The sequence below is a fragment of the Nocardia callitridis genome (genome assembly GCF_039543305.1).
Taxonomy (GTDB): Bacteria; Actinomycetota; Actinomycetes; order Mycobacteriales; family Mycobacteriaceae; genus Nocardia; species Nocardia callitridis.
Genome location: NZ_BAABJM010000001.1, coordinates 510,477 through 535,794, shown reverse-complemented (window position 1 = coordinate 535,794; position 25,318 = coordinate 510,477). Strand labels below are relative to the sequence as shown.

18 protein-coding genes are annotated in these 25,318 nt (G+C 67.5%); 10 read left to right on the top strand and 8 right to left on the bottom strand.

What is annotated here, in order from left to right; translation table 11 throughout:
- Window positions 1-3: 3 nt before the first annotated feature.
- From ABEA50_RS02435 to ABEA50_RS02415, 5 genes are all read right to left on the bottom strand, one after another.
- A complete protein-coding gene (locus ABEA50_RS02435; protein WP_345493329.1) occupies window positions 4-1,893 on the bottom strand; it encodes a type VII secretion target in 1,890 nt (629 codons plus the stop codon).
- 28 nt (window positions 1,894-1,921) lie between these two features.
- On the bottom strand, window positions 1,922-2,311 hold the full coding sequence (locus ABEA50_RS02430; RefSeq protein ID WP_345493328.1) for a hypothetical protein: 390 nt from the start codon (window positions 2,309-2,311) through the stop codon (window positions 1,922-1,924).
- Window positions 2,312-2,453: 142 nt separating this feature from the next.
- Complete coding sequence (locus ABEA50_RS02425; protein WP_345493327.1) at window positions 2,454-8,861, bottom strand: MFS transporter; 6,408 nt, start codon at window positions 8,859-8,861, stop codon at window positions 2,454-2,456.
- A gap of 16 nt (window positions 8,862-8,877) precedes the next feature.
- Window positions 8,878-10,533 (bottom strand): hypothetical protein, encoded by a 1,656-nt coding sequence (locus tag ABEA50_RS02420; protein WP_345493326.1) that lies wholly within the window; start codon window positions 10,531-10,533, stop codon window positions 8,878-8,880.
- 98 nt (window positions 10,534-10,631) lie between these two features.
- A complete protein-coding gene (locus ABEA50_RS02415) occupies window positions 10,632-11,045 on the bottom strand; it encodes a YbaB/EbfC family nucleoid-associated protein (RefSeq protein ID WP_345493325.1) in 414 nt (137 codons plus the stop codon).
- Window positions 11,046-11,670: 625 nt separating this feature from the next.
- Between ABEA50_RS02415 and ABEA50_RS02410 the strand changes: the two genes are divergently transcribed.
- Window positions 11,671-12,036, top strand: coding sequence for a DUF4345 family protein (locus ABEA50_RS02410; RefSeq protein WP_345494620.1), 366 nt, complete (start codon window positions 11,671-11,673; stop codon window positions 12,034-12,036).
- A gap of 116 nt (window positions 12,037-12,152) precedes the next feature.
- Here the strand turns inward: ABEA50_RS02410 and ABEA50_RS02405 are convergent, their stop codons facing one another.
- Window positions 12,153-12,893, bottom strand: coding sequence for a uracil-DNA glycosylase (locus ABEA50_RS02405; protein WP_425577562.1), 741 nt, complete (start codon window positions 12,891-12,893; stop codon window positions 12,153-12,155).
- A gap of 271 nt (window positions 12,894-13,164) precedes the next feature.
- Here ABEA50_RS02405 and ABEA50_RS02400 point away from each other — a divergent pair, with 271 nt between their 5' ends.
- The 7 genes from ABEA50_RS02400 to ABEA50_RS02370 all read left to right on the top strand — a co-directional run bounded on the left by ABEA50_RS02400 (window position 13,165) and on the right by ABEA50_RS02370 (window position 21,427).
- Window positions 13,165-13,608 carry a GyrI-like domain-containing protein gene (locus tag ABEA50_RS02400; protein WP_345493323.1) on the top strand — a complete coding sequence of 148 codons (444 nt, stop codon included), beginning with the start codon at window positions 13,165-13,167 and terminating at the stop codon, window positions 13,606-13,608.
- Window positions 13,605-14,039, top strand: a complete 435-nt coding sequence (locus ABEA50_RS02395) for an effector binding domain-containing protein (protein WP_345493322.1) — start codon at window positions 13,605-13,607, stop codon at window positions 14,037-14,039. The genes ABEA50_RS02400 and ABEA50_RS02395 overlap by 4 nt, the downstream gene beginning before the upstream one ends.
- A gap of 261 nt (window positions 14,040-14,300) precedes the next feature.
- Window positions 14,301-15,071: a hypothetical protein gene (locus tag ABEA50_RS02390; RefSeq protein WP_345493321.1), complete on the top strand. Its 771-nt coding sequence runs from the start codon at window positions 14,301-14,303 to the stop codon at window positions 15,069-15,071.
- Window positions 15,064-17,214 carry an Rv1355c family protein gene (locus ABEA50_RS02385; protein WP_345493320.1) on the top strand — a complete coding sequence of 717 codons (2,151 nt, stop codon included), beginning with the start codon at window positions 15,064-15,066 and terminating at the stop codon, window positions 17,212-17,214. Before ABEA50_RS02390 ends, ABEA50_RS02385 begins: the two co-directional genes overlap by 8 nt.
- 43 nt (window positions 17,215-17,257) lie before the next feature.
- Entirely contained in the window at window positions 17,258-19,099 is a 1,842-nt protein-coding gene (locus ABEA50_RS02380; RefSeq protein ID WP_345493319.1) for a putative bifunctional diguanylate cyclase/phosphodiesterase, read from the top strand.
- A gap of 102 nt (window positions 19,100-19,201) precedes the next feature.
- A complete protein-coding gene (locus ABEA50_RS02375; protein ID WP_345493318.1) occupies window positions 19,202-20,329 on the top strand; it encodes a glycosyltransferase in 1,128 nt (375 codons plus the stop codon).
- Between the two features lie 216 nt (window positions 20,330-20,545).
- The gene (locus tag ABEA50_RS02370) at window positions 20,546-21,427 is read left to right on the top strand and encodes an SDR family oxidoreductase (protein WP_425577508.1); all 882 of its coding nucleotides are present in this window, start codon (window positions 20,546-20,548) and stop codon (window positions 21,425-21,427) included.
- Here ABEA50_RS02370 and soxR read toward each other — a convergent pair.
- The gene (soxR, locus tag ABEA50_RS02365; RefSeq protein WP_345493317.1) at window positions 21,396-21,881 is read right to left on the bottom strand and encodes a redox-sensitive transcriptional activator SoxR; all 486 of its coding nucleotides are present in this window, start codon (window positions 21,879-21,881) and stop codon (window positions 21,396-21,398) included. The genes ABEA50_RS02370 and soxR overlap by 32 nt on opposite strands.
- Window positions 21,882-22,009: 128 nt before the next feature.
- Between soxR and ABEA50_RS02360 the strand changes: the two genes are divergently transcribed.
- Both ABEA50_RS02360 and ABEA50_RS02355 read left to right on the top strand, forming a co-directional pair.
- Window positions 22,010-23,269, top strand: a complete 1,260-nt coding sequence (locus ABEA50_RS02360; protein ID WP_345493316.1) for an arginine deiminase — start codon at window positions 22,010-22,012, stop codon at window positions 23,267-23,269.
- A gap of 2 nt (window positions 23,270-23,271) precedes the next feature.
- Window positions 23,272-23,631, top strand: coding sequence for a GntR family transcriptional regulator (locus ABEA50_RS02355; RefSeq protein ID WP_345494617.1), 360 nt, complete (start codon window positions 23,272-23,274; stop codon window positions 23,629-23,631).
- A gap of 1 nt (window position 23,632) precedes the next feature.
- Here the strand turns inward: ABEA50_RS02355 and ABEA50_RS02350 are convergent, their stop codons facing one another.
- Entirely contained in the window at window positions 23,633-25,288 is a 1,656-nt protein-coding gene (locus tag ABEA50_RS02350; RefSeq protein WP_425577507.1) for a dolichyl-phosphate-mannose--protein mannosyltransferase, read from the bottom strand.
- Window positions 25,289-25,318 lie beyond the last annotated feature (30 nt).

Genomic DNA, 25,318 nt, shown 5'->3' with positions numbered 1-25,318 from the left:
CCTTCACACTTCGACAGACTCGGATCTCGACGAAACCGGTAGGAACGCGGCGATACTCGGCGGGCGCTCATCGACGGCGGCGGCGCGGACACTGACGGAGCCGGGGCTCGTGGCGTTGTCCGCCAGCGCGCCGGAACCGACCTGCACCGTTGGCCGCTGCTCCGGCAGCAGCGGATGCTCCAGGATCTGGCCGTATGCGTACAGCGCGTCGCGCAGTGTTTGTCGATTCGGCGTTTCCGCGAGTAGCAGTACCAGTTCATCGGCGCGCTGTTGGAAAGCCATGCCGCGCAGGACTTCCGCGTTCGGTATCGATAGCCGCGCCCCGACGGGTACATGTGACACCCGCCCCCGGTGCGACCGCAGAGCCGCCGCGGTGTCGGCGGAATCGGCGCGCAACTGCGCCCACCAACCGGGCGGGACGGGCACGCCGTCGTGCATCGCGTCGAGAATCCGTTGCCGCAGTTGGTGTTGCGGCGCGGTGCCGACTCGTGCGTGCGCGGTGCGCGCCAGCTCGAGGCATTGATCGCGGATGCCGGAATCTGGCACGGCCGCGACCACGCGTATCGACTCCGCCGACCCGGCTAATGCCAGTCGATCGACCAGCCCGGCGGCGGCGGTGGTCAGCTCGAGGATCCCCTCGGCCGCCTCGACCCGGCCCTCCATCGCCACATCGTCGCCGAGATCGGCACGTAAGCCCTCGGGAATATCGGTGGACGAGGCGAGTGCGCTGATCCGAATTCCCCTGATGCGCTTGGCCCTTATACCGAACTCGGCGACAATTCTGGCCGGGTCGTCGATCCCCTCCACGGCCGCGATGGCCAGTTGCGTTGCGGCGCCGAAAACAGTGTCCCACGTCCAGGGGATGATCACCTCCGACGGGAGGAACAGGCCCGGCGGCACCCACCCGCGGCCTTCGGTCGAGGTCATGAAGATCACCGGTCCCGCCGTGGAACGCAGCACGGCTACCGCCCATTCGGTGTCCGGCGCCGAATGATGAACGGCGGCAAGGGTTGCGGCGAGCAACGCGCGCGCGAGCGGGAGGTCTTGATCGTCCTGCTCGGTGACGGTCAAGGTTGTCGAGGCGTCTGCGCGTCCGGCCTGAGCGCGTACCGATGCCAACGGGCCCGGTGGCAAGGGTTGTGGCCCTGCGCTCGAGGCAGTTGGTCCGTAGCCGCCCGGCGGCACCGGCGGCGCAGCAGCGTCCGGTGGTGGGCGCGATTCGAGGTGCGCGGGTGCGCTGCCGATGACGGTACTCGGTGGCGCCGCGGGCAGTGGGTCGTTGTGACCAGGTGGTGCAAGGGAATTCGGTGGCGGTGCGGTGCCTGCGGGGTCGCCGAATGGTGACGTGGTGACGGCGGGCAGCGGGGTGGCCGCGGGGGATCGCGTGACCTCGCCGAGGTCGTCGCCGTCGTGACCGGGCGAATGCGAGTTGGTGGGCAGGTCGTGCGCCGGTGTGGCTTCGGACGTGGGCGGCGGCGATGGCGGTGTCGGAACGACCGGGCTACTCTGCTCCGGCGCCGCGGTACCGTTCGGCGTCCCAGGCAGGTCGTGGGTCGGATTCGGTACCGAGGTGGTGTTGTCGAAAGCGCCTGCCCGGCTGACATCGCGGCTGCCGCGGTGATCGGATTCCTCGATCGCGCGTGCGGTGGAGTCCAATTCGTCGGCGGTGCGGTCGTGCCGGTCGGCTTGCCGGTGCGCGGAGTCGTAACGACGCTGGTAGTAATCGGTCAACGCGCCGAAGACCTGGTCGGCGATCGTGCCGTAGGAGGACTGAAAATCGGCCAGCCAGTCGTGCGGGATCGCGCCCCACTTTCGAAGCTTCGCTCCGGTGCGACGATGCTGTTCGGCTGTCCTGCGTAGGTTGTCCGGATCGATCTCCAAATATCCGGGCACGTTTGTCCTTCCCACGCTGACGTGACGACTATTCTTCTGCCTTCCCAAAATTGGGGATCGGTCGCTGCCCCTCGGGGGCGGTCCGCCACTCCCCGACGATCTCGGCGAATGGGCGCGGCGGGTCGGCGGTGTCGTGCATGGTGTTGTGATACTGCTGGCGGGCGTCCGCGGTGCTCGCGGTGATGGCGGCCATCACGTCGGCGATCAGTTCCTGATTATCGAATCGGGCGCAGGTCCCCGGTGCCAGATAGAGGTCGCGCAGCTGACCCATCGCGTCGACCTCGGGAATGACCAACCCGCTCGGCGAGGGCCGCCGTGCCACGATCTGCTCGGTCTCTTCCTCCAATTCGGCGACCCGGTAACGCAATGCCCGTGCCATACCGAGTGCGACCTGTACGTCGGGGTGCATTTCCCGCATAGCTCGGTGGCCTCCCTGGCTGTCGGCGCGGCGCATTCGTGGTCGATCTGTGGTGAGTGAGAGCCGCTCGACACTACGGCTAGCCGGTGAAAGGTGATGCGCACGGACTTGCCATCGGTGGCAAGTGATCTCGTACTCGGGGCTACGGCGCTATCCACGGAGATTCGCCTTTGCGGCGGGTCCAGAACGAGTTGTCGACGGCGAAATCAGGTGGGGTCGGACCTGGTTCGTCGGTGCGGCGGGTGCGCGGTGGCAGGCTGGGGTGGGGCCGGGACGTGGTGGTGTCGCGTTCGTCTCGGGGGTGATCGAGGGGCTCCGGTGTCTTCGCGCGGCGCCACGGGAACCCGAGGATGCGACGGATACCCTTGCGCAGACGCAGCATCGCTACTCCGCCCGCTGCCGCGCCGATGGCGGCGGCGGGTACCCATCCCGCGGCGTCCACACCGAGCATGGCCAGTGTGGCGCCGCCGATGATGCCGCCCGCGGCGGCTCCCGCGCCGGTGAAGCTCCCTTCCAGACCGCGCACGCGCCCATACATCCCCAGCGAGAACGCTTCCTGCTCATAGCCGACCGTTTTGGTGTTGAGCCCGGTGCCGATCACCCCCACCCCGAACGTGCCCATGGCGATGATCAGCGGGTTGGTGGTCGCGGCCTGGAGTCCGGCCATCCCGGCGAAACCGGTGACGCCCGCCAGGAAGAATTTGTCGGTCGCGACCTTCTTGACGAGCGGCGTCAGGAAACCGCCGCTCACCGCGCCGACCGCACCGGCGGAGACCACGGCACCTACCGCCCACTCGGGCAGCGTCGAGCCGTCCGCGATGACCGTGGCACGCAGGTTGAGCACGGCGATGGCGGCATTCGTGACCGCGGTGGAGCCGATATAGACGGGCAGGTAGGAATCCCCGCGAACGGCACGTGCGCTCTGTCGGATTTCCCGGACGAAATCGCCGAAGCGGTGGCCCTGCGGGGTATGCGCGGGGAACGCGTCGCGGAGCTTGGCGATAGCCCGGAGGTTCGCGGCGCCGATCAACGCGATCGCGAAGGGCACCGCGTTACCGAGGCCCAACGCCACCGGAGCGAAGGCACGTCCGCCGGCACCGGCCACATATCCTTCGACGACCGAGAGGCGGTTGGCGCTCGCGCGCTGCTCTGGGGCGGCCAGGTCGAGCACGAAGCGCCCGAGACTGCTCTGGTAGATCTTGGCCGAAACGCCGCTGACGATCGTCGTACCCAGCAGTGCCACGGGGAGATTCGGAATGTCGAGCGCAACGGCAGTGCCCGCGCCGACGGTGGATGCCAGTGTGACCGACTGCGCGACGAGCATGACCTTCCGACGTGACCAGAAGTCCGCTATGTAGCCGGCGGGTAGGGCGAGCAGAACCCGTGATCCGGTGCTGGCGGTGGTGAGCAGACCCATTTCCCACACCGAGTAGCCCTGATGTGCGGCGACGAGCGGTACCGCCACCTGCTGGAGTGAGTCGCCGAACATGGCGATGCCGTTCGAGGTGAACATCAGTCGGTAATTCTTGTTGGAGCGAAAAAGCTCCGGAATCGTCACGGCCGCAGGGTCGTTCGCGGCAGGCTCAACATCTTGGGTACGGGCCGGATCGGCGGTCGACGGCTTTTGCTTGCGCCAGAACAACACTCGGCGCTCGGTCGTGGGCGTGACGTCCTGCACTGGGTCGACCGGTTGTTCGGGTGGGGTGGCCGGAGGCTTGTCGTCCCAACCTCGGGGGTTCGGCTCATCGTCCGGGGCGTGATGAAATGCGATGGCTCTTTCTCGCAGCGGGTTTTGCTGTCGGCGCGGATTCCGTGCCTCGCGGATCGGGGTTCCCAGCACGTCGATGGCTCGGCCGTCGGCACCGAGGATCGCGGGTTCGGCGGGAGTCCTGCTCCACGGTGACGCCGGCGTGTGCGCGATCGGTGCGCCTCCGACAATGTCGCCGCTCGGCGTGGCTGAGCTCCACGGAGTGGAGCGCTCCGCCGACTGCTCGACCGCACAGGGAGAGGCGAGTGACGAGCCGCCACGATGTCGCGTGCTCCCGGGACGATGTGGGCTCGCACGGGTAGCCGTGAGCACGGAGCCGATGAAGGGGACTTGTTCCGCGGTGCCTGGTGGGTGTCTGCTCGCGACCGCGGCGCGGATATCCCGGACCATCGACCGGGTACCCGGCAGTTTGCGGTGGCGCAGGTAGCTACCGAAATCGGTGTGGCCTGCCAACAATGTGTCGACGGTGGACGCGAAGCGCTTTACCGCCCGACCGTCGAGGTTTTTCGCTCCGGCGGGGGCCAGGAGCGCTTCGCGGAGAAGTTCCGGCGCGTCGTTCGGGGGTGCGTCCAACATTTTTTGCACGGTGGTCGCGAACCACCGGCCGATGCGATCTTCGGCGGACAACGCGCGGTCGGAGTAACTCTCGACGAACCGTTGAGCCTCGCGACGCTGATAAGACTCGACCACATCCGACATCATGTATTCGTAGAACGTCCTGGAAGCAAAAGGCTCGAGCAGCACATCGGCGAGGAACCGGGTTCGTAGGTATTCCGGCGACGGGTTCACCGACACGCGACAACCGGGATACTGCATCGTGTAAACACCGTCGCGGCGGACGACAAGAAATTGCGCCTGCTCTTTCCTGGTGAGGCCGGCCAGCGTCAACTCGATGTCGTGGTCGAGCAGTGGCCGCGCCCCCACCAGCGAAAGGTAGGAATACTGTGGCAGTTCATCGAGGGAGAACGCGCGGGCGGGCAACCCGATAGCGCTGGTGAGTTTCGGATCGGTACCGGGAAGGCTGCGAGTCTTCCAGATGGGCAACATCTTGCCGGGCAGTATCTGGCGGCTTTGCACGATCAACAGCGGTTTGGCTGCCGTATTGGGCAGGCCGAGCCGAATTTCCGCCTCCAGCGCGGCCAGCGTGAATGCGCCGAGCGCACCGAGGCGGGTGCCGTTTCTGGTCAGCCAATCACGTTCCCAGGCGAAGCGTTCCTTGCTGTTGGTCCATGCCGCGCCGGTCAGCTCGCCGGGGGAGTCGCGGGGCCGATCGCCCACGTAGGTATACCCGCGGTATCGCAATAATTCCGTCTCGCGTTGTGTGACGGCCTTGTCGGTCGTCGGCTTACCGGGTCGCGCGGACGCGGCTGGTGGCAGGATGGCGCCGGGCTGTTCAGCGGAAGTGGTCGGCGGCGGGGTGGTAGGTGAAAGCGTCTGCCGTTTACGGCGTTGGGGATGCTCGTTCGGATCTTCGTCCATGGTTGCCATGGCTTGGGGTGGCAGGCGCCTGTGTTCCACCTGTGGGACGGCGGGATTGGCGGGTTGCAGGTGCGGGGGCGCCGAAATGCCGGGGACTCCCGTGTCCTGGTGCTGGTATTCGAGGCTGTGCGGATTCAGTTGCGGGGCAGCGGGTTTGTGCGGAGCGCCGGGTGTCTCGGGGTTCGGCGCCGTGGCGTATTTCCCGGGCAGGACCGGGGTGTCGGGCTTTTCGGGGACCGCGTCGGGGTGGGACGACAACGAGGCTGAATCACGGCGTAGTGGAACAACTTCGGGTGGGCGGGCCGCCGCGGGTGCGGGATCGGCGGGGTTCAGGGCCGTCGGTGTACGGAGAGCGGTATCGGCGGGCAGGGTGATCGGGGTGTGGGCGGGTAGCTGCGGGAGGATGGGGACGGCGTCGGCGGGTGGGTCGTTGTCGAGGGGATAGTCGACGCCGGGGATGGTGATGTGGTCGCCCGGCGGGGTTTTCTGGATGCTGTGGTCGCGCGGGTCCTGCCAGACATTGTGGTCGCGGGGATCGCGCTGAACGCTGTGTTCGCGCGGGTCGGTGACGGTGGTGCCGGGTAGGACGGGGAACTCCTCCGGATCGGCGTCGTCGTCGGTGTCGGAGCGAGTTGTGGCGATCGGCGGTGTGTGCGCGCCGGAGGTGCTGAATGCGGCTTGCCACCCGGTGAGCGGGCTGGACGGAGCATGCGTCGGTGCCGTGGCTCGGGTGGGTATCCGGCTCGACTCGCCCGCAAGGGGGAACTGCGATGGTGCGGCGATGTTCAAGTCTGTCGACGAGGCAGTGGTATTCGGCGCAGTGGCGGGTCGTGGGGTGAGGTTCGGGTTGCTGGTCGAAGACGGTTGTGCCGTAGCGGGATACGGTGATCCCTTGGTGGGTGCGGCGATCGGATCGGGTGTGGCGCTGCTTGCTGGTGATGCTGACTCGGTGCTGTTGTCGTGCGTGTGTGCCCCGGCGGATGCGGCGTTTTCGCGGGGACGGGTAGCACCGGCGGGGTTACTCCCGCCCGGCGCAGTGTTTTCGGGTGTTACGGCGTTCCGGGGTGTTTCAGCGCGCTCAGCTGCTCCCGCGCGCCCGGGTGTTGTGGCGCTTTCGGGTGTTGTCGCGGGCGTGGGTGTCGAGGGGGAATCGCTGGTTGAGGCGCGCTCCCTCGGGTGTGGCGTCGCGTTGCTCGTGGTGGGTTCGGTGGTGGCGGCGTGTTCTCCGGTGTGGGGTGTGGCGCTGTGCGTGGCGGGCGCATGCCGCTGTGGCGATTCGACAGGATCGCTCGGCGCGGTGGGTTCGTGCTGCGGCGTGTGGTGCGTCGGGTCGCCCGCGGCTGATTCGGGATCGGCTCTCTTGGAATGGGTTTCGAGTGCATGCTGCGCGCCGGGGGTGGTCTCGGTGGTCGGGGCCCGCGCTACGCCCGAAGCGTCCGTGGGTGGTGGTAGCTCAGGTGTGGGCGGGGCGCTCGCGGCCGAGGGCCTGATCGGCACCGGGGTCGCGAGGTCGGCGGGATGCGCGGTCGCCGTGGCTATGTGGGGCTGTTGACGCAAAGTGCCCATGGCTTCGGCGTGGGCAAGCTGTTGCAACTCCGCGATGCCTGGTTCGCGCCACGCGGCGCCATTCACCGCCGTATTGCGGCTCGCGGACGGGGCGTAGGCGGCCGGTTCGGCGGCGGCGATGCTGCTTTCCGGTCTTGCCGTGGTGGTGCCGCTCAGCGGTGGCGGTGGCGGCGGCGCGAGCGTGACCGTGCTTGCGCCGCCATGCGTTGGTTCCGTACCCCACGGTGACGATCCGGTGGGTCGCCCGTTCGGTCCCTGCGGTGAACCAGCCGGTGGCCCAGCGGGTTTCGATGACCACGGCCCACCATGGCCGCCGGATTCTTCGGGCCCGTTCCACATGCCCTCCGCTTTGAGGATGCGCAGGAATTCGTCCTCGACCGGGCGTGATTCTTCGGTGCGGGAGGGGCTCTCGGGTTCCTGGGGTTGTCGAGCTCGCGGGATCGGATCGGCGGCCGCCGGAGGGGATGGTTCCGGAGCCCCCGCCTCGGCGGGACGGGCTTCGTGCGACCGTGCGGGTGGCTGCGCCGGTTCGGTCAGGAAGTCGGTGGCCGCATTCCGTGCTTGTTCGCCGTGAAAGTCGTTGCGGTGCAGCTTGCCGCTCAGTTCTCGGCCCAGATCATCGACCTGCTCCTTGACCGTCTTGGCGCCCATCGTTTCCGGTGTCGCGGATTTCGGTTTGGCCCCGTGTCCGTCATCGGCCGTGGGAGCCGTTCGGGTTTCGTTGGTCGAGTGCGTGATCGGGGTGTCGTCGGCGGAGGCTCGAGCCACCGAGCGCGGCGGCTCGGGAACGTCATGTCGTGGCACTGGGTTTTCGGACACAACACCGGCGGCCGCCCGCCCCGCGCGAATAGTCGATCCGATGCCGCTGGCCACACCCATGGCCATGCCCGCCCACATCATGTGCGCCAGGTCCTTGCCGCGCAGCTCGCCACCCGACATGACGGAGGCGGTGAACCCACCCGCCACACCGCCTGCGACACCGGCGATCCCGCCCGCCGTGACGCTTGCCGCCACCCGTCCGCCGGCCCGAACTCCGCGCGACACCGAATTCGCACCCAGGGTGGCGAGCCTGGAGCCGACGAAATGCCCGGCGACCGCACCCGCGATCCCGCCCGCCATGCCCGCCCCGGTGCCGATGCGGACCTGCCGCCAATCCATCGACTCCCGGTGTCCGCGCGCGTCTTGCGCCATCTGCGCCCGCATGGCCACATACGGCACACCGCCGCCGGCGACCGCGCCGAACGCGATTCCCTTGGCCGCCATGGCCAAACCGGGATGGTTGACGCTGAACCGTCCCATCTGCTGGGCGAGGAAACGTAAGGTGCTCTCGCGCGCCAACCCCATCGACACCTGAGCTTCGGCCCTGTCGGCCACGGTCTTCAGCGGACCGGTCGGTGGCGGTACCAGCACGTTCCACGCGATCTGTGCGGCGAGCAGCAGGAGGATGCCCCGCACCACGTAGATTTCCAACTCGAACGCGTTGCGTGCCTCGTACACCTGGCGTGCGCGTTCGTTGAGGCGGTAGATCTGTGCCCGCGCCTCGGTGAGCGCCGCGGCATAGTCGGCGGCGACGGCCTCGCCGGCGAACTCGCTGTCGACCCCGGGCTCCCGTGCCAATTCCTCGAGCCGTGACACGGTGCGCTCCATGTCGTTCGCCGCATCCGACCACCCGTCCCCCGCGCGTTGCATGGCGGGCAGGTCGGCCTCGGGGATATGGCCGACGAGCAGGTCCGACACTCCTGAGTGCAGTAAATCAAGCATTGCGGCCGTGGCGGGCGTCCGACCGCGTGCGTGCGGCCTCTACCACTATGCGGTGCAAAGTCCTCGCGGGAGCGCATGCGGCGGTGCCGCGTATCCGTACCTCCGCGAATCCCGCGATCAGTCCCGCGCCGGAGTCCCAGTGCGTCCGCGTGCCCCAGTTCAATCGGTCGCGCCAATGTCGGTAGCCGACAACGACTTCGGCCAAGGTTGTGCTTGCATCCCATGGCCCGCTGATCCGGTGGTATTCGGTGATCAGGGCTCGTTGTGCCCGTTGACGCGTCTGCGGAACCTCGGCGACGACGATTCGGCCCAGGTCGTGGCTGATCACCGAATACATCGGCCGTTCAACGGCATCGGCGACCATCGCGCTGTCGCGCACCATCGCGCGAATCCGCTCGGTCATGACCGCGGGGTCGGCCACCGCATGACGATCGAGCGTGATCCACGTACCTGGCTCGCCATCGGGTCGATGCCAGGTGACCAGTGAGGTCGTGTGCGCGCCGAGATCGGCAATCGCGAGGCCGTCGAGGGTGATGAAGGGGTAGATGTCGAAGGCGTCATCGATCGCGGTGGCGAGCTCGGCGACCGCCGGTTGCCCGATACCCGAATTCTCGAAGCCGACGATCTGTAGTCCGTGGCGCGCGGCGAGTGCGCGCGCGGTAGCCATGGCGGCCGCATCGGTCTGCGTGTCCGACCGCTTCCGTTGCGGTCGTGCGGTCTTGGCGGGGGTTTTCTTAGGCGGTGCGGTCTTCGGGGCGCGGCCGGGATGTTCATTTTTTCTCGGGGCCGCGACACCGGGTGGAACTGCTTCGCGCCCCGGCGAGAGAATTCGCCTCGGCGCCGGGCTCACGGCGGATCGGGGCCACGGTGTCGCGGCGGGAGACGGTCGCGGCGATGCGGAGCGGGCCCACGGCGTACCGGAAGACGGTGTGGTGGAGTGCTTTTCCTTGTCGGCTGCCATCGAAGATGCCGGCGCGCGCTGTGCTCCCTGCGCGGGACCGCCGCCGGGCGCCGACATGGGCGGTTGCGTGATATCGGGTGACACGGCTTGTCCGGCGCGGCCGGGTTGGTGTGCGAAAGCGGGGGGCGAGTCGGCTGTGGGTGCCGAGTGAACAGGTCCCACTGGCTGGGCGGAGCCGTCAGGTTGGCCCGCGAATGCGGGTCGATCGGCACCTGTCAGGGGCGACGAATCGCCGGGGCCCTGCGCGCCCCGAGCTGTACCGGCCCCGGACTCCTGACCCGCCGGAGTGGTCGCGGGTGGTGCGGGATCAGGGGTGCGGTGAGTCGAGTCGGGAGCGAAATCGGCCGGGGCAGGCGCCTGTGTGAACCCCTGGTGCGCGGAATCGTCGATGGTTGTCGCGTTTTCCTGATCGCGATACTCGAAGGCGTTCGCGGTGCCGGTGAGTGCTTCGCTCATCCGTTGCAAGTGATCGCCGAGATTCCTGAGCCCGGCGAGGTCGTTCTCGGCGCCGGGTGCGTAGCTCTCGGCGAAGAGCTTGCCCGGCTCGTCACGACCCCAGAATTCACCGGATTCGGTGAGTGCCGATTCCAACGTCGATAGCTGTCGGCGTACCTCGTCGGCAAGGGAACTCAGCTCGGGAGCCTGCTCGCGAAGCCGGTCGGTATCGACTCGCAGCGATTGCTTCATTCGCTGTATTCCTCAGTGCGCGTGGTGAATTCATGGAACACCATAGACGGCGGGAGCGCACGGCAGCTCATGCTGTTCCCCCCTGTGGGGAGCGGGGCTCAGTCGCCGCATCGATCCGGCTCGTGGCGCAGACTCGGTGCGCCGGGGACGAGATCGGGGAGGTCGGGCAACGCGTCGGTGAGGGCGGCGATCGGTGCGATGATCGACTCGGTGCGCTCCCGTGCCGCGCGCGCCGCCGCCTGACCCGCCTCGGTGACGGACTTGGCCAGCTCTTCTGGCTTGCGCTGCAATGCCTTCGGCGCGAATTCCACCCCGGTGAGGATCCCGGAACCATCCACTGTCACCGTGACCGCGGCGTCCGAGGAGGAGGCCGTCGCGCGCACCTCGGCCAGTGCGGCGTGCACGGCGGCGAGCTGGTCGCGTTGTTCGGCGACCCCGTCCATGATGTGATCGACCTGGTTGCGCATGCCGTAATTGGCCGAGAGCAACCCGTCGCGTTCCCACTGATCCATCGGTGATCCTTCCGCACTCATGTGGTCGAGCCGCCTTGCGCTGCGCGGCGTTCTTCGAAGTCCGCGCGGTAGGTGGTTGGCGCGATCGTGGGGTTCGACTGCTCGACGGCGCCGCGGAGTATCGCCCGGACGATGGCGTTGAATCGTTGGGAGACAGGTTCATAGACCAACCACCCGCGCCGATTCGGGGTGCGGCGAGCTCCGTCGACGGGCAGCAGGTGGTGTCGAGGTTTCGCCCGGCGAGGTAGTCGTGAACCAGGGCGATGACGCGCTGCTCGAGCACCGGTACGGGTGGCGCGACAGTCGGGCCTGTCCCCGTCCAACCCCTCCGCCACACACCCTCCTCAGCACCCACACCAACGAGACCCACACATCATGACGAAACCGGCGTGCACCGATAACGCCACTGCTGGGAAACGTCTGCGACGCGGGGGAACGATGGGGCTTTCGGTCACTGGACGACGAGGCAGTCGAACCGGGGCAGGGGCTCGAATCCGGCTTTCGCGTCGCGAGTAACCACCGTCCGGCCGGCGGTCGCCGCGTCAGGACAGGTTTCTGGAAGTGCTCGGGGTTGGCCAGCTTGCAGGATGAGGTGTCGGTAGTCGTCAGGAGGTCGGTGGTGGGTATGCGGGACTGGGTGGTCGGGTTGGCCGGGGTGTTCTTCTTCGGGATGGGGGTGTTCGCGTTGGTGGCGCCGTCGGCGCTGGTGCGGCCGTTCGACCTGGAGGTTCCTACGGCGCGCGGGCGGTCGGAGGTACGTGCGGTGTACGGCGGCTTCGGGGTCGCGGTGGCGGGAATGCTGTGGTGGGCGGTGTTCGGTGCTGGGGAGTTCGGTGCCGGAATCGTGTTCGCGGTGGGAGTCGCGTTGGGGGGCATGGCTTTCGGGCGGGTGGTCTCGCGGGCGTTCGATGCGGCGACCTCGTTCTATCCGATCTGGTTCTATTTCCTGGTCGAGGCCGCCGGTGCGGCATTGCTGATCGGCGTCGCGTGAGCGAAGTGGCCGTGAGCCCGGCGCCGTTCCGTTCGGCGAGGGTGCGGGCGAGGTTCTGGTGCCGCGCTGGTCCTGTCCCGAGGCGAGCTGCGGGGTCGGGCGCCAGGCGAGTTCGTTTACTCGCGGGCGGGCGCGCGCACCGGCAGACCCGCGGTCGTAGCCGCCTCGTGCAGTACCGCCTCGATCATCGGCGGGGTGAGTCGTCCGGTGAAGGTGTTCTGCTGGCTGACGTGATAGCAGCCGAAAACATGCAGCGGGGTGCCGTCCGGGTTGTTCGCGGCCAGCTCCACGTGCGCGCCGTGGCCGAACTTCGGCCGAGGGCGACCCACCGCCCAGCCTGCCTCGGCGAGGACGGGAAACAATGCTTGCCAACCGAATCCGCCCAGAACGACCACGGCCCGCAGCGTGCTGTCGAGCAGGGACAGCTCGGTGGTGAGCCAGTGTCGGCAGCGGTCGCGTTCCTGCGGTGTCGGCTTGTTGTCGGGCGGCGCGCAGTGCACCGGCGCGGTGACGCGGACGCCGAACAATCGCAGGCCGTCGTCGCGGCTGGTCGCGGTGGGTTGATTGGCGAGGCCGACGGCGTGCAGCGCCGCGAACAACACGTCGCCGCTGCGGTCGCCGGTGAACATGCGCCCGGTGCGGTTACCGCCGTGCGCGGCGGGGGCAAGGCCGACGAGCAGCAACCGGGCATTGTCCGGGCCGAACCCTGGAACCGCTCGACCCCAATAGGTTTCGTCGCGGAAGGCGGCACGCTTGTCCTGTGCGACGCGTTCGCGCCAAGCGACAAGGCGCGGACATGCCCGGCATTCGGCGACCTCGCCGTCGAGTTCGGCGATGGAACGGCACATGGCGGCCAGCCAATCACACGGCGGCGGGCCGATCGGCGGGCCGGCCGATTCGATGCCTCGTCGTGACCGCGCACGGCGTGCGCGGCGGGTCGAAGCACGCCCGAGCGGACGCGCCGACGTCAGCCCCCTCGACAAGGACGTTTGTCCAGTTCAGGCCGTCCGCCAGCCGTAAGCTCCGACACGGTCGCGCGATCGGTACCGATCGGTCGGAGTTGATAGCATGGCCTTTCCAGCCGGCCGGAAGCGGCCGGCCCGGTGTATCTCGCGAAAGAGTTTGTTCATGCAGTTTGAAATCGTCGAGCGGGACGAGACGTGGGTCGCCGGGCTCCCGGTACGCAGTCCGAAACGTCCGCTCGGAGAACTGCGGGACCGAGATCTCGAGACGGCGTGGGCGGCGGTGCTGCACCAGGAGCTCGGTGGGCCGCTCGCCAGCGCGTATACCGACTTCACCGGCGAGCTCGGCACCTACAACACGCAGATCGTCGGCTATCAGTGCGCGTCGTTCGAGAAGGTGGTGCGCGGCCACATCGTCGCGAGGTTGCCACGAGGTACCTACGCGCGCTTCTCCTCGGTCGGAAATTTCCCGCAGGTGATGACCGATCTGTGGACACAGATCTCGTTCGCCGAGGAACACAACCAGATCAGCCGGACCTACACCGGTGATTTCGAGTGCTATCCGCACGCGTACAAGATCGATCTCTACCTGGCGGTCGATCCCCGATGAGTTACACGATCGCGGTCCGCGAAGAGGCCGTTTACGGTGGGCTCGTCGTGCCGGGCGCGCAGCCGAGCTTCAAGGTCAGCAACAGTGAGCTGATCGAGTTCCTGAAGGACCGACTCTTCGATCGCGACGGCACCGGTTACCCGATGCAGACGGTGTATGTTCCCGACCCCGCAGGCAATTACAACGCCCTGGTCTGTCTCGATTATCGCGAGTCGGCGGCGGTGCCGATCGGTGACGTGCTGGTGCGGGTGCCCAAGGGGATCTACGCGCGTTTCGTGCCCAACGGCGACTATCACGACGCGGCCGAGGATGTGTGGGCTCAGGTCGACGACGCCACCGTCTCCGCGGAGATCACGCGCGCCTATCGCGAGGAGATCGAGGTGTGGCAGGGGCCGGGTGCCGTTGAGCTGTTCATCTCGATCCTGGTGTAGCCACTTCGGATCGCTGACAGTTAGCCAAATTGGTACCAACCGGTCTCCACTCTTGTGGACAATTTCCGTGAAATATGGTGTGAACTGGTGATTTTCGGCCATCGGCTGAAAGGTTTCTTGAAGGTAGCCAGCGGTCTGGTCAATTCTTCGCGGATGGCACATACTGCCCTATGTGCCCCGCCCTGTGACCCCGGGTAGGTGCGCTGCATCATGAAGGCTCGACCAAGCGTGTGGCCGGCGCAGCGACGGAGTTGACAACCCATGACTGTGGAAGTGCTGACAGTCGTACCGGAGGATTCACCAGGCAGGGGTCTCCTGCGATATCACAACGAACAATCCGGATGCACATTTCTCGTTGCCGGCCCGCGCGCCCAACCAGCGCTCTGGAAGCGATATTTGGACGGTGCGCTGGGAGTTTACCGGCATTTCGGTGTCGAATCCGCACTGCGCTACGACGCGGTTCGTGACGGCGGCTCGACGCCGTTGTTCTTCACCGCGATAGATCCCTCGGGGGAGATGGTCGCCGGTGTTCGCTCACAGGGCCCGTATACCTCGGTGAACCAGGTGCACGAGCTGTCGGCGTGGCAGGGATTCGCGGGCGCGACCGACCTTCGTCTGGTGATAGCCAACCGGATACCGGCGGGTGTGGTCGAGGCCAAGGGTGCGTGGGTCGCGCGCGACGCACCGCACCGCTCCGCCTTGAGCGCGGCGATCTCGCGGATCGCGCTGCACGGCACCCGATTACTCGGCGCGCGATACGGATTCGCCACGGTGGGGTCGTTCACCGTCGAGCGGCACCGGGCCAGCGGCGGCAGGCGCGACGCCGCCGCCCCCGCCGTGCCCTACCCCGACGAGCGCTATCAAACGGTCCCCGTGTGGTGGGACACCAGGACATACCGCACGTTTGCCGAACCGTCGCAGCGCCAATTGATTCGCTCCGAGCAGCGCGCGTTGGGGCTGCCGCCCACTCGCAGGCCACAGCCGTGCCGCCGCCGCTCGTTCGGCATGCGGACCAGGCACCGCGATGGGTGAACAGCACCGGCATCGCCCGGAAATTCTGGACGAGAACGACCAACGAGATATCGCGACACTCACCGAACTTCGCGCCGACCCGCGGGTCGAATTCCTCGATCTTCGCGAATTGCTGCGCGCGGAATCCGCGCAATTGCTCGCCGAAGACGCCGTCGTCGACACACCCGAATCCGAACGGTGGATCCACTACCCGTGGCGCAGATTGGTGGTCGGTTTACCCGGTGCCAGTGCGTTTCGTGCCATTCGCCTCGACCGCAACCGCAACAAACTCACCGGTGCCGAACAGGAACGATTGCGCGCGGCGACAATCGGTGTCGTCGGCCAGAGTGTCGGCCATTCGGTCGCCTACGCCCTGGCCATGGAAGGAGTGTGTGGCCGACTCCGCCTGGCCGACCTCGACGAAATCGAACTGTCCAATCTCAATCGGGTGCCGGGAACCGTGCTCGATGTCGGGCAGAACAAGGCGGTGGTCACCGCGCGTCGAATTGCTGAACTCGATCCCTACCTGCCGGTGGAGATCTTCAGCGCCGGTGTCGACGAGAATTCGGTGCACGAGTTCCTCGACGGGCTCTCGATCGTGGTGGAGGAGTGTGACTCGCTCGACATCAAGCTCGTCCTGCGCGAGGCGGCCGCCGAACACCGCATTCCGCTACTCATGGAGACCAGCGACCGCGGGTTGCTCGATGTCGAGCGCTTCGATCTCGAACCCGATCGGCCCCCGTTCCACGGGCTGCTCGGCGGCATCCGATCCGCCGATCTGCGCGGGTTGACCGCACGGGAGAAGGCGCCGTTCGTGGTGCGGATCTTCGGTGCCGACGGGCTTTCGGCGCGCATGGCCGCCAGCATGGTCGAGGTCGGTGAGACGGTGTCGAGTTGGCCGCAATTGGGCAGTGACGTCATGCTCGGCGCCGCGAGTGTGGTGGCCGCGGTGCGCAGGATCGGTGGCGGACTGCCGCTGGCCTCCGGTCGGATCAGGATCGACGTCGACCAGCATCTGGACGAACTCGTCGATCCCGTCGTCGAACCCGAACCGGTCTGGGCGGCAACGGAAGACGAATCCGCCGCGGCGAGCCCGATCGGCCGTGTGCTCGAGTCCGCGCGCCGCGCGCCTTCCGGTGGCAATACGCAGCCGTGGTCGGTGCGGGTGGTGTCGGATGCGCCCGCCGTCGGTGACAGCGCCGTCCAGTTCGAACTCGCACCCGACTACGCGGCCGGGCTGGACGTCGGATTCCGTGGCAGCGCGGTCGCTTTCGGCGCCGCGGTGCACAACGCGCGCGTCACGGCCGCGGCGCACGGCGTCCTCGGTGCGCACGAATTCACCGATGGGGCAGGCGCAGCGGGTTTGACGGCGACGCTGCGCCTCGGCACGGGCGCCGACCCGGATCTGGCCGCCGACTACCCGCACGTGCTGCGGCGCGAGACCAACCGTCAGCTCGGCACCGGGAAACCGCTCGCCGCGGACGTGCTCGCCGCGCTCACATCCGTGGCCGAAGCCGAAGGCGCGCGGCTGCACGCCGTCACCGCCATGGACGATCTCGCCCGCGCCGCATCGCTGCTCGGCGAATCCGATCGCGTGCGATACCTGACGCCACGCCTGCACGCCGAGATGCTCGCCGAGGTGCGCTGGCCCGACGACGCCGACCAGGACACCGGCATCGACGCGCGCAGCCTCGAACTGACGGCCGCGGAGTCCGCCGCCTATCGCATCGGCGCGCGGACCGACGTCATGTCGCTGCTTCGTGCCTGGTCGGCGGGGGCCGCGCTGGGCAAATACACCGGCGATCGGGTGCGGTCGAGCTCGGCCATTGTCGCCATTACTTTTCCGGTCTTGACCAATTGCGAATTGTCGAGGTATGCGCGTGCGGGAGCGGCCGTGCAACGGGTATGGATTCAGGCCGAACAGCGCGGTCTGGCGGTGCAGCCGATATCGCCGGTTTTCCTCTATGCCCGAACTCGTGGCGAACTTACCGCGATTTCTCCCGACTTCGCAGATACACTAGCGTCACTTCAGGGCGGTTTGCTCGAGCTGCTCGGAGTACCTGAGCATGAGACCATGGCCTTGGTGCTTCGCCTCAGCTATGCCGCGGCGGCCACGGTCCGTAGCAGGCGGCGACCGGTGTCCCACGCGGGCACCAGCAGTTAGCGCGATCGGAGACAACGTGCCTCGGCGGACACTCGACTCACTGGTGACTGAGGTCGCCGCAGAGCTGATGGGTGTGGACGCTACGACGATGGTGGCCGCGACAGAGCGGGTCCTCGCACATCTGGTCGACTACTTCGACGTCGACTTCAGCTACGTCCGACACACCGACCGCGAACGTCGAGCAACCATCCTGATCGCGGAGTGGCCGCACCGCCAGCACGTGCCGGACCCCGATCCGCTCGGTGTGGTGTATTTCGAAAGTGCGGACGCCGTCTTTCAAGCGTTGGAACACGCGGTGGAACCAATGGTCGCGCGCCCGACTCCGGAATTCTCCGATTATCAGGACACCATCCGGCGTGGGTCGGGAATCCCGCAGGTGACCTCGGCGGCGGTGCCGCTGATCTCGCGCGGTGAGTCCACCGGGGTGCTCGGTTTCGTCAAGCAGGGCGATCGGCAATGGACCCCGCGCGAACTCAATGTGTTGCGCGCGATCGCCGCCTTGTTCGCGCAGCTGCAAGCGCGGGTGGTTGCCGAGGAACGGCTGCGCTACATCGCGCTGCACGACGATCTCACCGGCCTGGCCAATCGCCGCGCGCTGCTGGAACACATGGAGGAACGACTGCGTGCGGGCAGCCCGGGCCCGGTGGCGGCGTTCTTTCTCGACCTGGACCGGTTGAAGGCGCTCAACGACTTCCTCGGGCACACGGCGGGCGACAACTTCATTCGCACGCTGTCGTCGCGGCTGCGTGAGCACCTCGACCCCACCGACATGATCGCGCGCCTCGGCGGCGACGAGTTCGTGATCGTCCCGGCCAAGCCGATGGATTCGGTAGCCGCCGAACTGGAGGCGACCAGGATTCAGCAGTTGATCGGGCGCAGGGTCACCGTGGGTGGCGAGTCGGTGAGCCGGGGGGCCAGCGTGGGCGTCGCGCTCGGAATACCGGGCGAAACGACGGTCGCCGACGTGTTGCGCCGCGCCGATCACGCCCTGCTCTCCGCGAAATCGGGTGGCGGCAACGGCGTCGCGGTGTTCACCGACGCGATGCGCGCGCAGTTCGAATTGCAGGACGATGTCGAACTCAACCTGCGCGGCGCGGTCTCCGACGGCTCGCTGCTGCTGCACTACCAACCCGAGGTCGACCTACGCACCGGCAGGATCGTCGCGCTGGAGGCGTTGGTGCGGTGGCTGCACCCGACCAGGGGACTGCTACCGCCCGGCGCGTTCGTCACGGTGGCCGAGGCCACCAATCTCGCCGGTGAACTGGGACGATGGGTGATCCGGTCGGCGTGCGCGCAGTTCGCCGAGTGGCGGCGCCGCGGTCTGGCCACCGACATGGTGATGCGGATCAATGTGTCGCCGGTGCAATTGGTGAGCCTCGACTTCGTCGAGCGCATCGAGGACATGCTGCGGCTGTTCAGTATCGAGGGCAGTTCGATCTGCCTGGAGATCACCGAGCACGTCGTCGTCCAGGATCTGGCTCGCACCCAGGTCACTCTGCGCGGGCTCAAGCGGATGGGTGTGCAGATCGCCATCGACGATTTCGGCACAGGCTACAGCTCGCTGTCGCACCTCAAGGCGCTGCCGGTGGATGCGGTGAAGATCGACCGAGGATTCGTGCAGCGGCTCGGCGCGAGCACCGACGACCTGGCGATCGTGAAGTCGATCATCGGCCTGGCCGGGTCGTTCGGGCTCGGCGTCGTTGGTGAAGGGGTGGAGACCGCGGTGGCCGCGCGCACCCTGGTCGGGCTCGGATGCTATCGGGCGCAGGGCTTTCTGATCGCGCGCCCGATCCCGGCCGACGAGGTGGAGGCGCATCTGGCGGTCGGCCGGATTCCACTGGATCTCGATCTGCCGAAGGCCGGGCGGGGCCTGCCCGCACCGTAACCGTCGTCGGCCGTGGTGGTTGGCCGCTTCTTTCGCGGTTGTTCACACGAAGTTGGGCGCAGTGGTTCCGAAACCAACCCGAGTCGCGCCACGATCGGCGGCGTGCGCATCGTGCAGCTGGCCAATTTCTACGGACCGCGTTCGGGCGGCCTGCGTACCGCGCTGCATCATCTGGGTGCCGGGTATGTGGCCGAGGGCCACGAGGTGGTGTTGATCGTGCCTGGCCCGCGCAGGGCCGAGGAGATGCTGCCCAGTGGCGCCGTGCGGATCACCCTGCCCGCCTTGGCGATCCCGTGGACCGGCGGATACCGCGCGGCGAATCCGCGTCGGGTGGCCGATGTGCTTGCCGGGCTGCGCCCGGACGTGCTCGAGGTGTCGGATCGGTTGACCCTGCGTGGGTTCGGTCGGTGGGCGCGCGAGCGTGAGGTCGCGAGCGTGATGATCTCCCACGAGCGACTGGACCGTTTGCTCGGCCAGTTCATGCCCGGCTCGGCGGCGCGACGCTGCGCGGATGTCGCCAATCGGCGCACCGCCTCGGATTTCGACATGGTCGTGTGCACCACCGAGTTCGCCAGGCAGGAGTTCCAGCGCATCGCCGCGAACAATGTCGAATTGGTGCCGTTGGGTGTGGATTTGGAGTTGTTCAGTCCCGGCCGCCGCGACGGTGGCTTGCGCGCGGACCTGGGCATGCCTGGTCATCCGTTGCTGGTGCACTGCGGCAGGCTCTCGGTCGAGAAGCGAGTGGATCGCAGCATCGAGGCGGTCGGCGCGCTGCATGCCGAGGGGGTGCGGGCGCGGCTGGTGGTGGCGGGCGACGGGCCGCGCCGCGAGGCATTGCAACGCAGGGCGCGCACGCTGCCCCGGTTGCCGGGTGGCATGCCGGCTGTGCACTTCGCCGGGTTCATCTCCGAGCGCACGATGGTGGCGAAACTGCTGGCCACCGCGGATGTTTCGCTCGCGCCTGGCCCGCACGAGACCTTCGGACTCGCCGCGCTGGAAGCGTTGGCGGCGGGCACTCCGGTGGTGGCGAGCCGGTCGTCGGCACTGGCCGATATCGTCACCACCGACTGTGGTGCGGTCGCCGCCGACGATCCCTCCGCTTTCGCGCGTGCGGTCACCGACGTGCTCGCGCTGCCGACGGCGGCGCGCAGGGTGGCCGCGCGTACGCGGGCCGAACAATTCACCTGGCCGCGCGCGGTGGCGGGCATGCTAGCCGTGCTCGGTCGGTGACGATCCGAGCACGACCGTGTCGAATCGCGACGCCGACGATCGTCGCTTGGTCGAATGGTGGCGGGGTCGAATGGTGGTCAGGCGCCGAACCGCTCGGCGCGCGGCGAGCGCCGCTCGTGGATTCGATCGCGATTCTTCGGGCTCGTCGCCGTCGAGCGCGGGGACGCACCAGTACCCTGCTTGGTGTCGGACGGCCGAATCGAGATGGGATGCGCAGTGCGAGTTTTGGGGCGCGGGCGAGTAGGCCGCACGACCACGGTGCGGGGCGCGAAAGTGCTGGTGACAGGTGCGGCCAGCGGAATAGGTCGGGCGACGGCCGAGGCGGCGGCCGCCGAGGGCGCCGAACTGGTGCTCACCGACATCGATGAGTCGGGCCTGGACAAGACGGTGGCCGCGATCAAGGAGACCGGCGGTGTCGTCTCGGTGTCGCGGGCGTTGGACATCACCGATTACGACGCGGTGACCGCCTTCGCCGCGGACGTGCACACCGCGCTGGGCAGCATGGACGTGGTGATGAACATCGCGGGGACCTCGGCGTGGGGCACGGTGGAGAATCTCGAGCATCGGCACTGGCGGCACATGGTCGAGGTGAACCTGATGGGGCCGATCCACGTGATCGAGAACTTCGTCCCGCCGATGGTCCGCGCGGGACGTGGTGGCGCGCTGGTGAATGTGTCGTCGGCGGCGGGACTGCTTGCCCTGCCGTGGCATGCCGCCTACAGCGCGGGCAAGTACGGCATTCGTGGCGTGTCCGAGGTGCTGCGTTTCGACCTGGAGCGCCACGGCATTTCGGTGCACGTGGTGGTGCCCGGTGCGGTGAACACACCGTTGGTGCACAGTTTCGAACTGGTCGGCGTCGACAAGGAAGATCCCAAGATCCAGCGGCTCACGCACGCGTTCACCAAGCACGCGATCCCGCCGGAACGGGTCGCCACCGCGATTCTGCGTGGCGTTGCCCGCAAGCGGTTCCTGATCTACACCTCGTTCGATATCCGCTTCGGCTACTGGTGGAAGCGGAAGTTCGCGTTTCCGTACGAGTTCGTCATCCGCCGGGCCAGCGCGCAGTTCAGCAGGTTGCTTGTGTCGAAGAGCAGTTGAGCTGCACGTCGAGCACGCGCGCACCGGGGCCGTCGTCGCCGAGATGGTCCTGATTGTTGACGATGCGGCAGCTGCCCAGTGACAGGCATCCGCAGCCGATGCAGCCGGTGAGATTGTCGCGCAAGCGAATCAGTTGGGTGATGCGGTCGTCGAGGTCGGTGCGCCACAGCGTCGAGAGTGACTCCCAGTCGCGCCGGGTCGGGTTGCGGCCTTCGGGGAGCTGATCGAGGGCGTGGCGAATCTCGCTGAGCGGTATGCCGACTCGTTGCGAGATGCGGATGAAGGCGACGCGGCGCAGCGTTTCGCGGTTGTATCTGCGCTGGTTGCCGCTGGTTCGCCGACTGTTGATCAGACCCTCGCGTTCGTAGAAGTGCAACGCGGATACCGCGACTCCACTACGCTCGGACAACTGACCGGGTGTCAGTTCCTTCGCACGCCAATCGGCTGTCGACATTCGCCCTCCTTCACACTCACCTAAACAATACTTGAGGTTCTGTGCCGCGTGGGGAAGAACCGTGACCACCGCGATATCCCCACGACGATTGACGTGCTCCGGCGGCCTCGGCGAACTACGGTCTGAGCATGGGAGCAGATGCGGTGGCCGGAGGGCATTCGGCGAACGGACTGTCGGTGACCTCCGAGGTCGCCACCTTGCGCACGGTGCTGCTGCACCGGCCCGGTGGCGAATTGCGTCGGCTGACCCCGCGCAATAACGATCAACTGCTGTTCGACGCTATTCCCTGGGTGGAACGCGCTCAGCAGGAACACGACGTGTTCGCCGACGTGTTGCGCGAACACGGCACCGAGGTGCTGCTGCTGGCCGATCTGCTCACCGAGACGCTCGCGGTCAGCGGCGCCGCGCGGGTGCAGGGTATCTCCGCCGCCGTCGACACCCGGCGACTCGGCCACGCCTTGGCCGACGAACTCGCCGCCTACCTGCGCGGGGTGCCAGCGTCGGAACTGGCCGAGCTGCTGATGGCCGGTATGACCTTCGACGAATTGCCCTTCGGTCCGAATGCCGCCTCCCTGGTGCGCAGGATGCACCACGGCGCCGACTTCGTCATCGATCCTTTGCCGAATCTGCTGTTCACCAGGGATTCCTCGTTCTGGGTCGGACCGAGGGTCGCGATCACCTCGCTCGCGCTGCCCGCCAGGACGCGCGAGACCTCGCTGACCGACCTCGTCTACGCGTTCCACCCGCGCTTTCTCGGCGTTCGGCGCGCCTACGAGTCGCATACCGCGCCGATCGAGGGCGGCGACGTGCTGTTGCTCGGGCCCGGCGTGCTCGCCGTCGGTGTCGGCGAACGAACCTCGCCGGCCGGTGCGGAAGCGCTGGCGCGCAGCCTGTTCGACGACGACCTCGCACACACCGTGCTCGTGGTCCCGATCGCGCAGAACCGCGCGACCATGCACCTGGACACCGTGTGCACGATGGTCGACAGCGACGCGGTGGTGATGTATCCGGCCGTGCGTGACTCGCTGTGCGCGTTCACGATTCACAAGGAAGACGATTACGGCGGGCGCGCCGACGGTGGCACGGTGAGCATGCGCGGTCCCGACCCGTTCCTGCCCGCCGCCGCCGAGGCGATGGGCATCGGCAAGCTGCGGGTGATCGATACCGGCCTCGACGGAGTCACGGCCGAACGCGAACAGTGGGACGATGGCAACAACACCTTGGCGCTGGCGCCCGGCGTGGTGGCGGCCTACGAACGCAACGAGATGACCAACGCGCGACTGGAAGACGCGGGCATCGAGGTGCTGCGAATTCCTGGCTCCGAATTGGGGTCCGGCCGTGGCGGACCGCGGTGTCTGTCCTGTCCGCTGTCCAGAGATGACGGGTGAGCATGTTCAACATCAACATTTCCCACGAGTCGACCGTCGCCCCCTACGAGCAGTTGCGCCTCGGCGTGATCGCGAAGGTCCGCGCCGGACAGCTGACGGCGGGGACCAAGATTCCCACGGTGCGCGCGCTCGCCGCCCACCTCGGCCTCGCGCCCAATACCGTCGCGCGCGCCTACCGCGAGCTGGAATCCGACGGGGTGGTCGAAACCCGTGGCAGGCAGGGCTCGTTCATCGCGTCCTCAGGTGATCCGACCCGTGATGTCGCCGGGCGCGCGGCCACCGCCTATGTGGCGACCGTGCGCCGCCTCGGCCTCGACGACGCGGCGGCGTTGCGTTATGTGAAGACCGCGTTGGAGAACTGACTCAACGCCAGCTGGGCAGCCAGAGGTGGTTGTTCCAGTTGGCCGGGGTGATCGGCATCGCGGTGAGGATCGGCCACAGCCAGATGAAGTTGGCCACGACGAGTCCCAGATACAGGCAGACCAGTAACAGTCCGAGTCCGCGTCGTTCGCTGCCCTGTCGCTCCAGGCGGCGGCGTTCGGTACCCGTCGGCGCGAGGAATCTGCCGACTCGATTGTGCGCCACCGGCATGCGCCGGATCGGCCCGAGTATTTCGCCGAGTACCAGCGCCAGACCCATCACGTAGAACGGTGCGAGCGCGACCGCGTAGAAGTAGTACATCTGTCGGTCGAGGGTGAGGAACCAGGGCAGCAGCCCGGCACCGTAGCCCACCAGTACCGCGCCGTAGCGCCAATCGCGTTGGGTGAGTGTGCGCCACAGCATCCACGCGAGTACCGGGAGCGCGATCCAGTAGACGGCGGGGCTGCCGACCAGCATCTGGGCCTTCACGCACTGGGTTTGGCCGCAGCCGCCGACGCCGCTGTCGGCGTAGTGGTAGAGCATCGGACGCAAGCCCATCGGCCAGGTCCACGGCTTGGATTCCCAGGGGTGATGATTGCCCGCCGAATTGGTCAGCTCGGTGTGGAATTCCATCGCTCGCGCGCTGTAGTACCAGAGCGAGCGCAGCGCGTCCGGTGCCACATGTGACCAGAATCCGCCGACCCCGATCCCGTCCTTCGCCGCCGACGGGTTGCCCGCCATGTACCTGTTCACCCCGGTCTCACTGGCGAACCAGGCCCAATAGGTGCCCAGATACACCGCGAGCGGAATCAGCACCAGCGCGTACAGCGCCGGACCGATATCGCGGATCGCGGTACCGGTCCACGGTCGCCGCACCTTGTACGCGCGTCGCGCCGCGAGGTCGAAAGCCACGCTGAGCAGCCCGAACGCCGCCATGAAATACAGGCCCGACCACTTTGTCCCGCACGCCAATCCGAGCAGGACACCCGCGCCGAAACGCCACCAGCGCACGCCGAGCCTCGGTCCCCACGGACTCGCGTCCACCCGTCCTTCGTAGTCGGCGCGCGCGATCGCGGCGCGTACCTGATCGCGGTCGACGATCAAACAGCCGAAGGCCGCGGTGATGAACAGTGCCAGGAAGATATCGATCATGCCGATACGCGAGGGGACGAAGGTGAGCCCGTCGGCGATCAGCAGGATGCCCGCGATCGCACCTATCAGCGTCGAACGTGCCATCCTGCGGGTGATTCTGATCACCAGCAGGATCAGGATGGTGCCCGCGACCGCGGGGGCGAAGCGCCAACCCCATCCGTTGTAGCCGAAGATCGCCTCGCCGATCGCGATCAGTTGCTTGGCCACCGGCGGGTGCACGACCAGGCCGTAGCCGGGGTTGTCCTCGACGCCGCCGCCGGTCAAGATCTGCCAGGCCTGTGGCGCGTAGTGCTTCTCGTCGAAGGTGGGGGTGCCCGCGTCGGTGGGGTAGTTCAGCATGGTGAACCGGGTGACGGCGGCGATCACCGTGAGGAATGCCGTGACCACCCAACCGCGGACGGTGTCGGTCGGCCCGAAGTCGGGCGATGGCCGCAGCGGTCCTGGGCTCGACCAGGGCGGCACGAGCCCGAACGGTGCGGGCGAACGCTGGTCGGTCACCTGAGTCACGCACCGATCGTATGCTGTGCCCGAGGCCGG

Coding starts and splice junctions, on each gene's coding strand:
- ABEA50_RS02430 (WP_345493328.1), bottom strand. CDS start 2,311: ATGCGGGAAATGCACCCCGACGTACAGGTCGCACTCGGTATGGCACGG.
- ABEA50_RS02420 (WP_345493326.1), bottom strand. CDS start 10,533: ATGAAGCAATCGCTGCGAGTCGATACCGACCGGCTTCGCGAGCAGGCT.
- ABEA50_RS02415 (WP_345493325.1), bottom strand. CDS start 11,045: ATGGATCAGTGGGAACGCGACGGGTTGCTCTCGGCCAATTACGGCATG.
- ABEA50_RS02410 (WP_345494620.1), top strand. CDS start 11,671: ATGCGGGACTGGGTGGTCGGGTTGGCCGGGGTGTTCTTCTTCGGGATG.
- ABEA50_RS02400 (WP_345493323.1), top strand. CDS start 13,165: ATGCAGTTTGAAATCGTCGAGCGGGACGAGACGTGGGTCGCCGGGCTC.
- ABEA50_RS02395 (WP_345493322.1), top strand. CDS start 13,605: ATGAGTTACACGATCGCGGTCCGCGAAGAGGCCGTTTACGGTGGGCTC.
- ABEA50_RS02390 (WP_345493321.1), top strand. CDS start 14,301: ATGACTGTGGAAGTGCTGACAGTCGTACCGGAGGATTCACCAGGCAGG.
- ABEA50_RS02385 (WP_345493320.1), top strand. CDS start 15,064: ATGGGTGAACAGCACCGGCATCGCCCGGAAATTCTGGACGAGAACGAC.
- soxR (WP_345493317.1), bottom strand. CDS start 21,881: ATGTCGACAGCCGATTGGCGTGCGAAGGAACTGACACCCGGTCAGTTG.
- ABEA50_RS02360 (WP_345493316.1), top strand. CDS start 22,010: ATGGGAGCAGATGCGGTGGCCGGAGGGCATTCGGCGAACGGACTGTCG.
- ABEA50_RS02355 (WP_345494617.1), top strand. CDS start 23,272: ATGTTCAACATCAACATTTCCCACGAGTCGACCGTCGCCCCCTACGAG.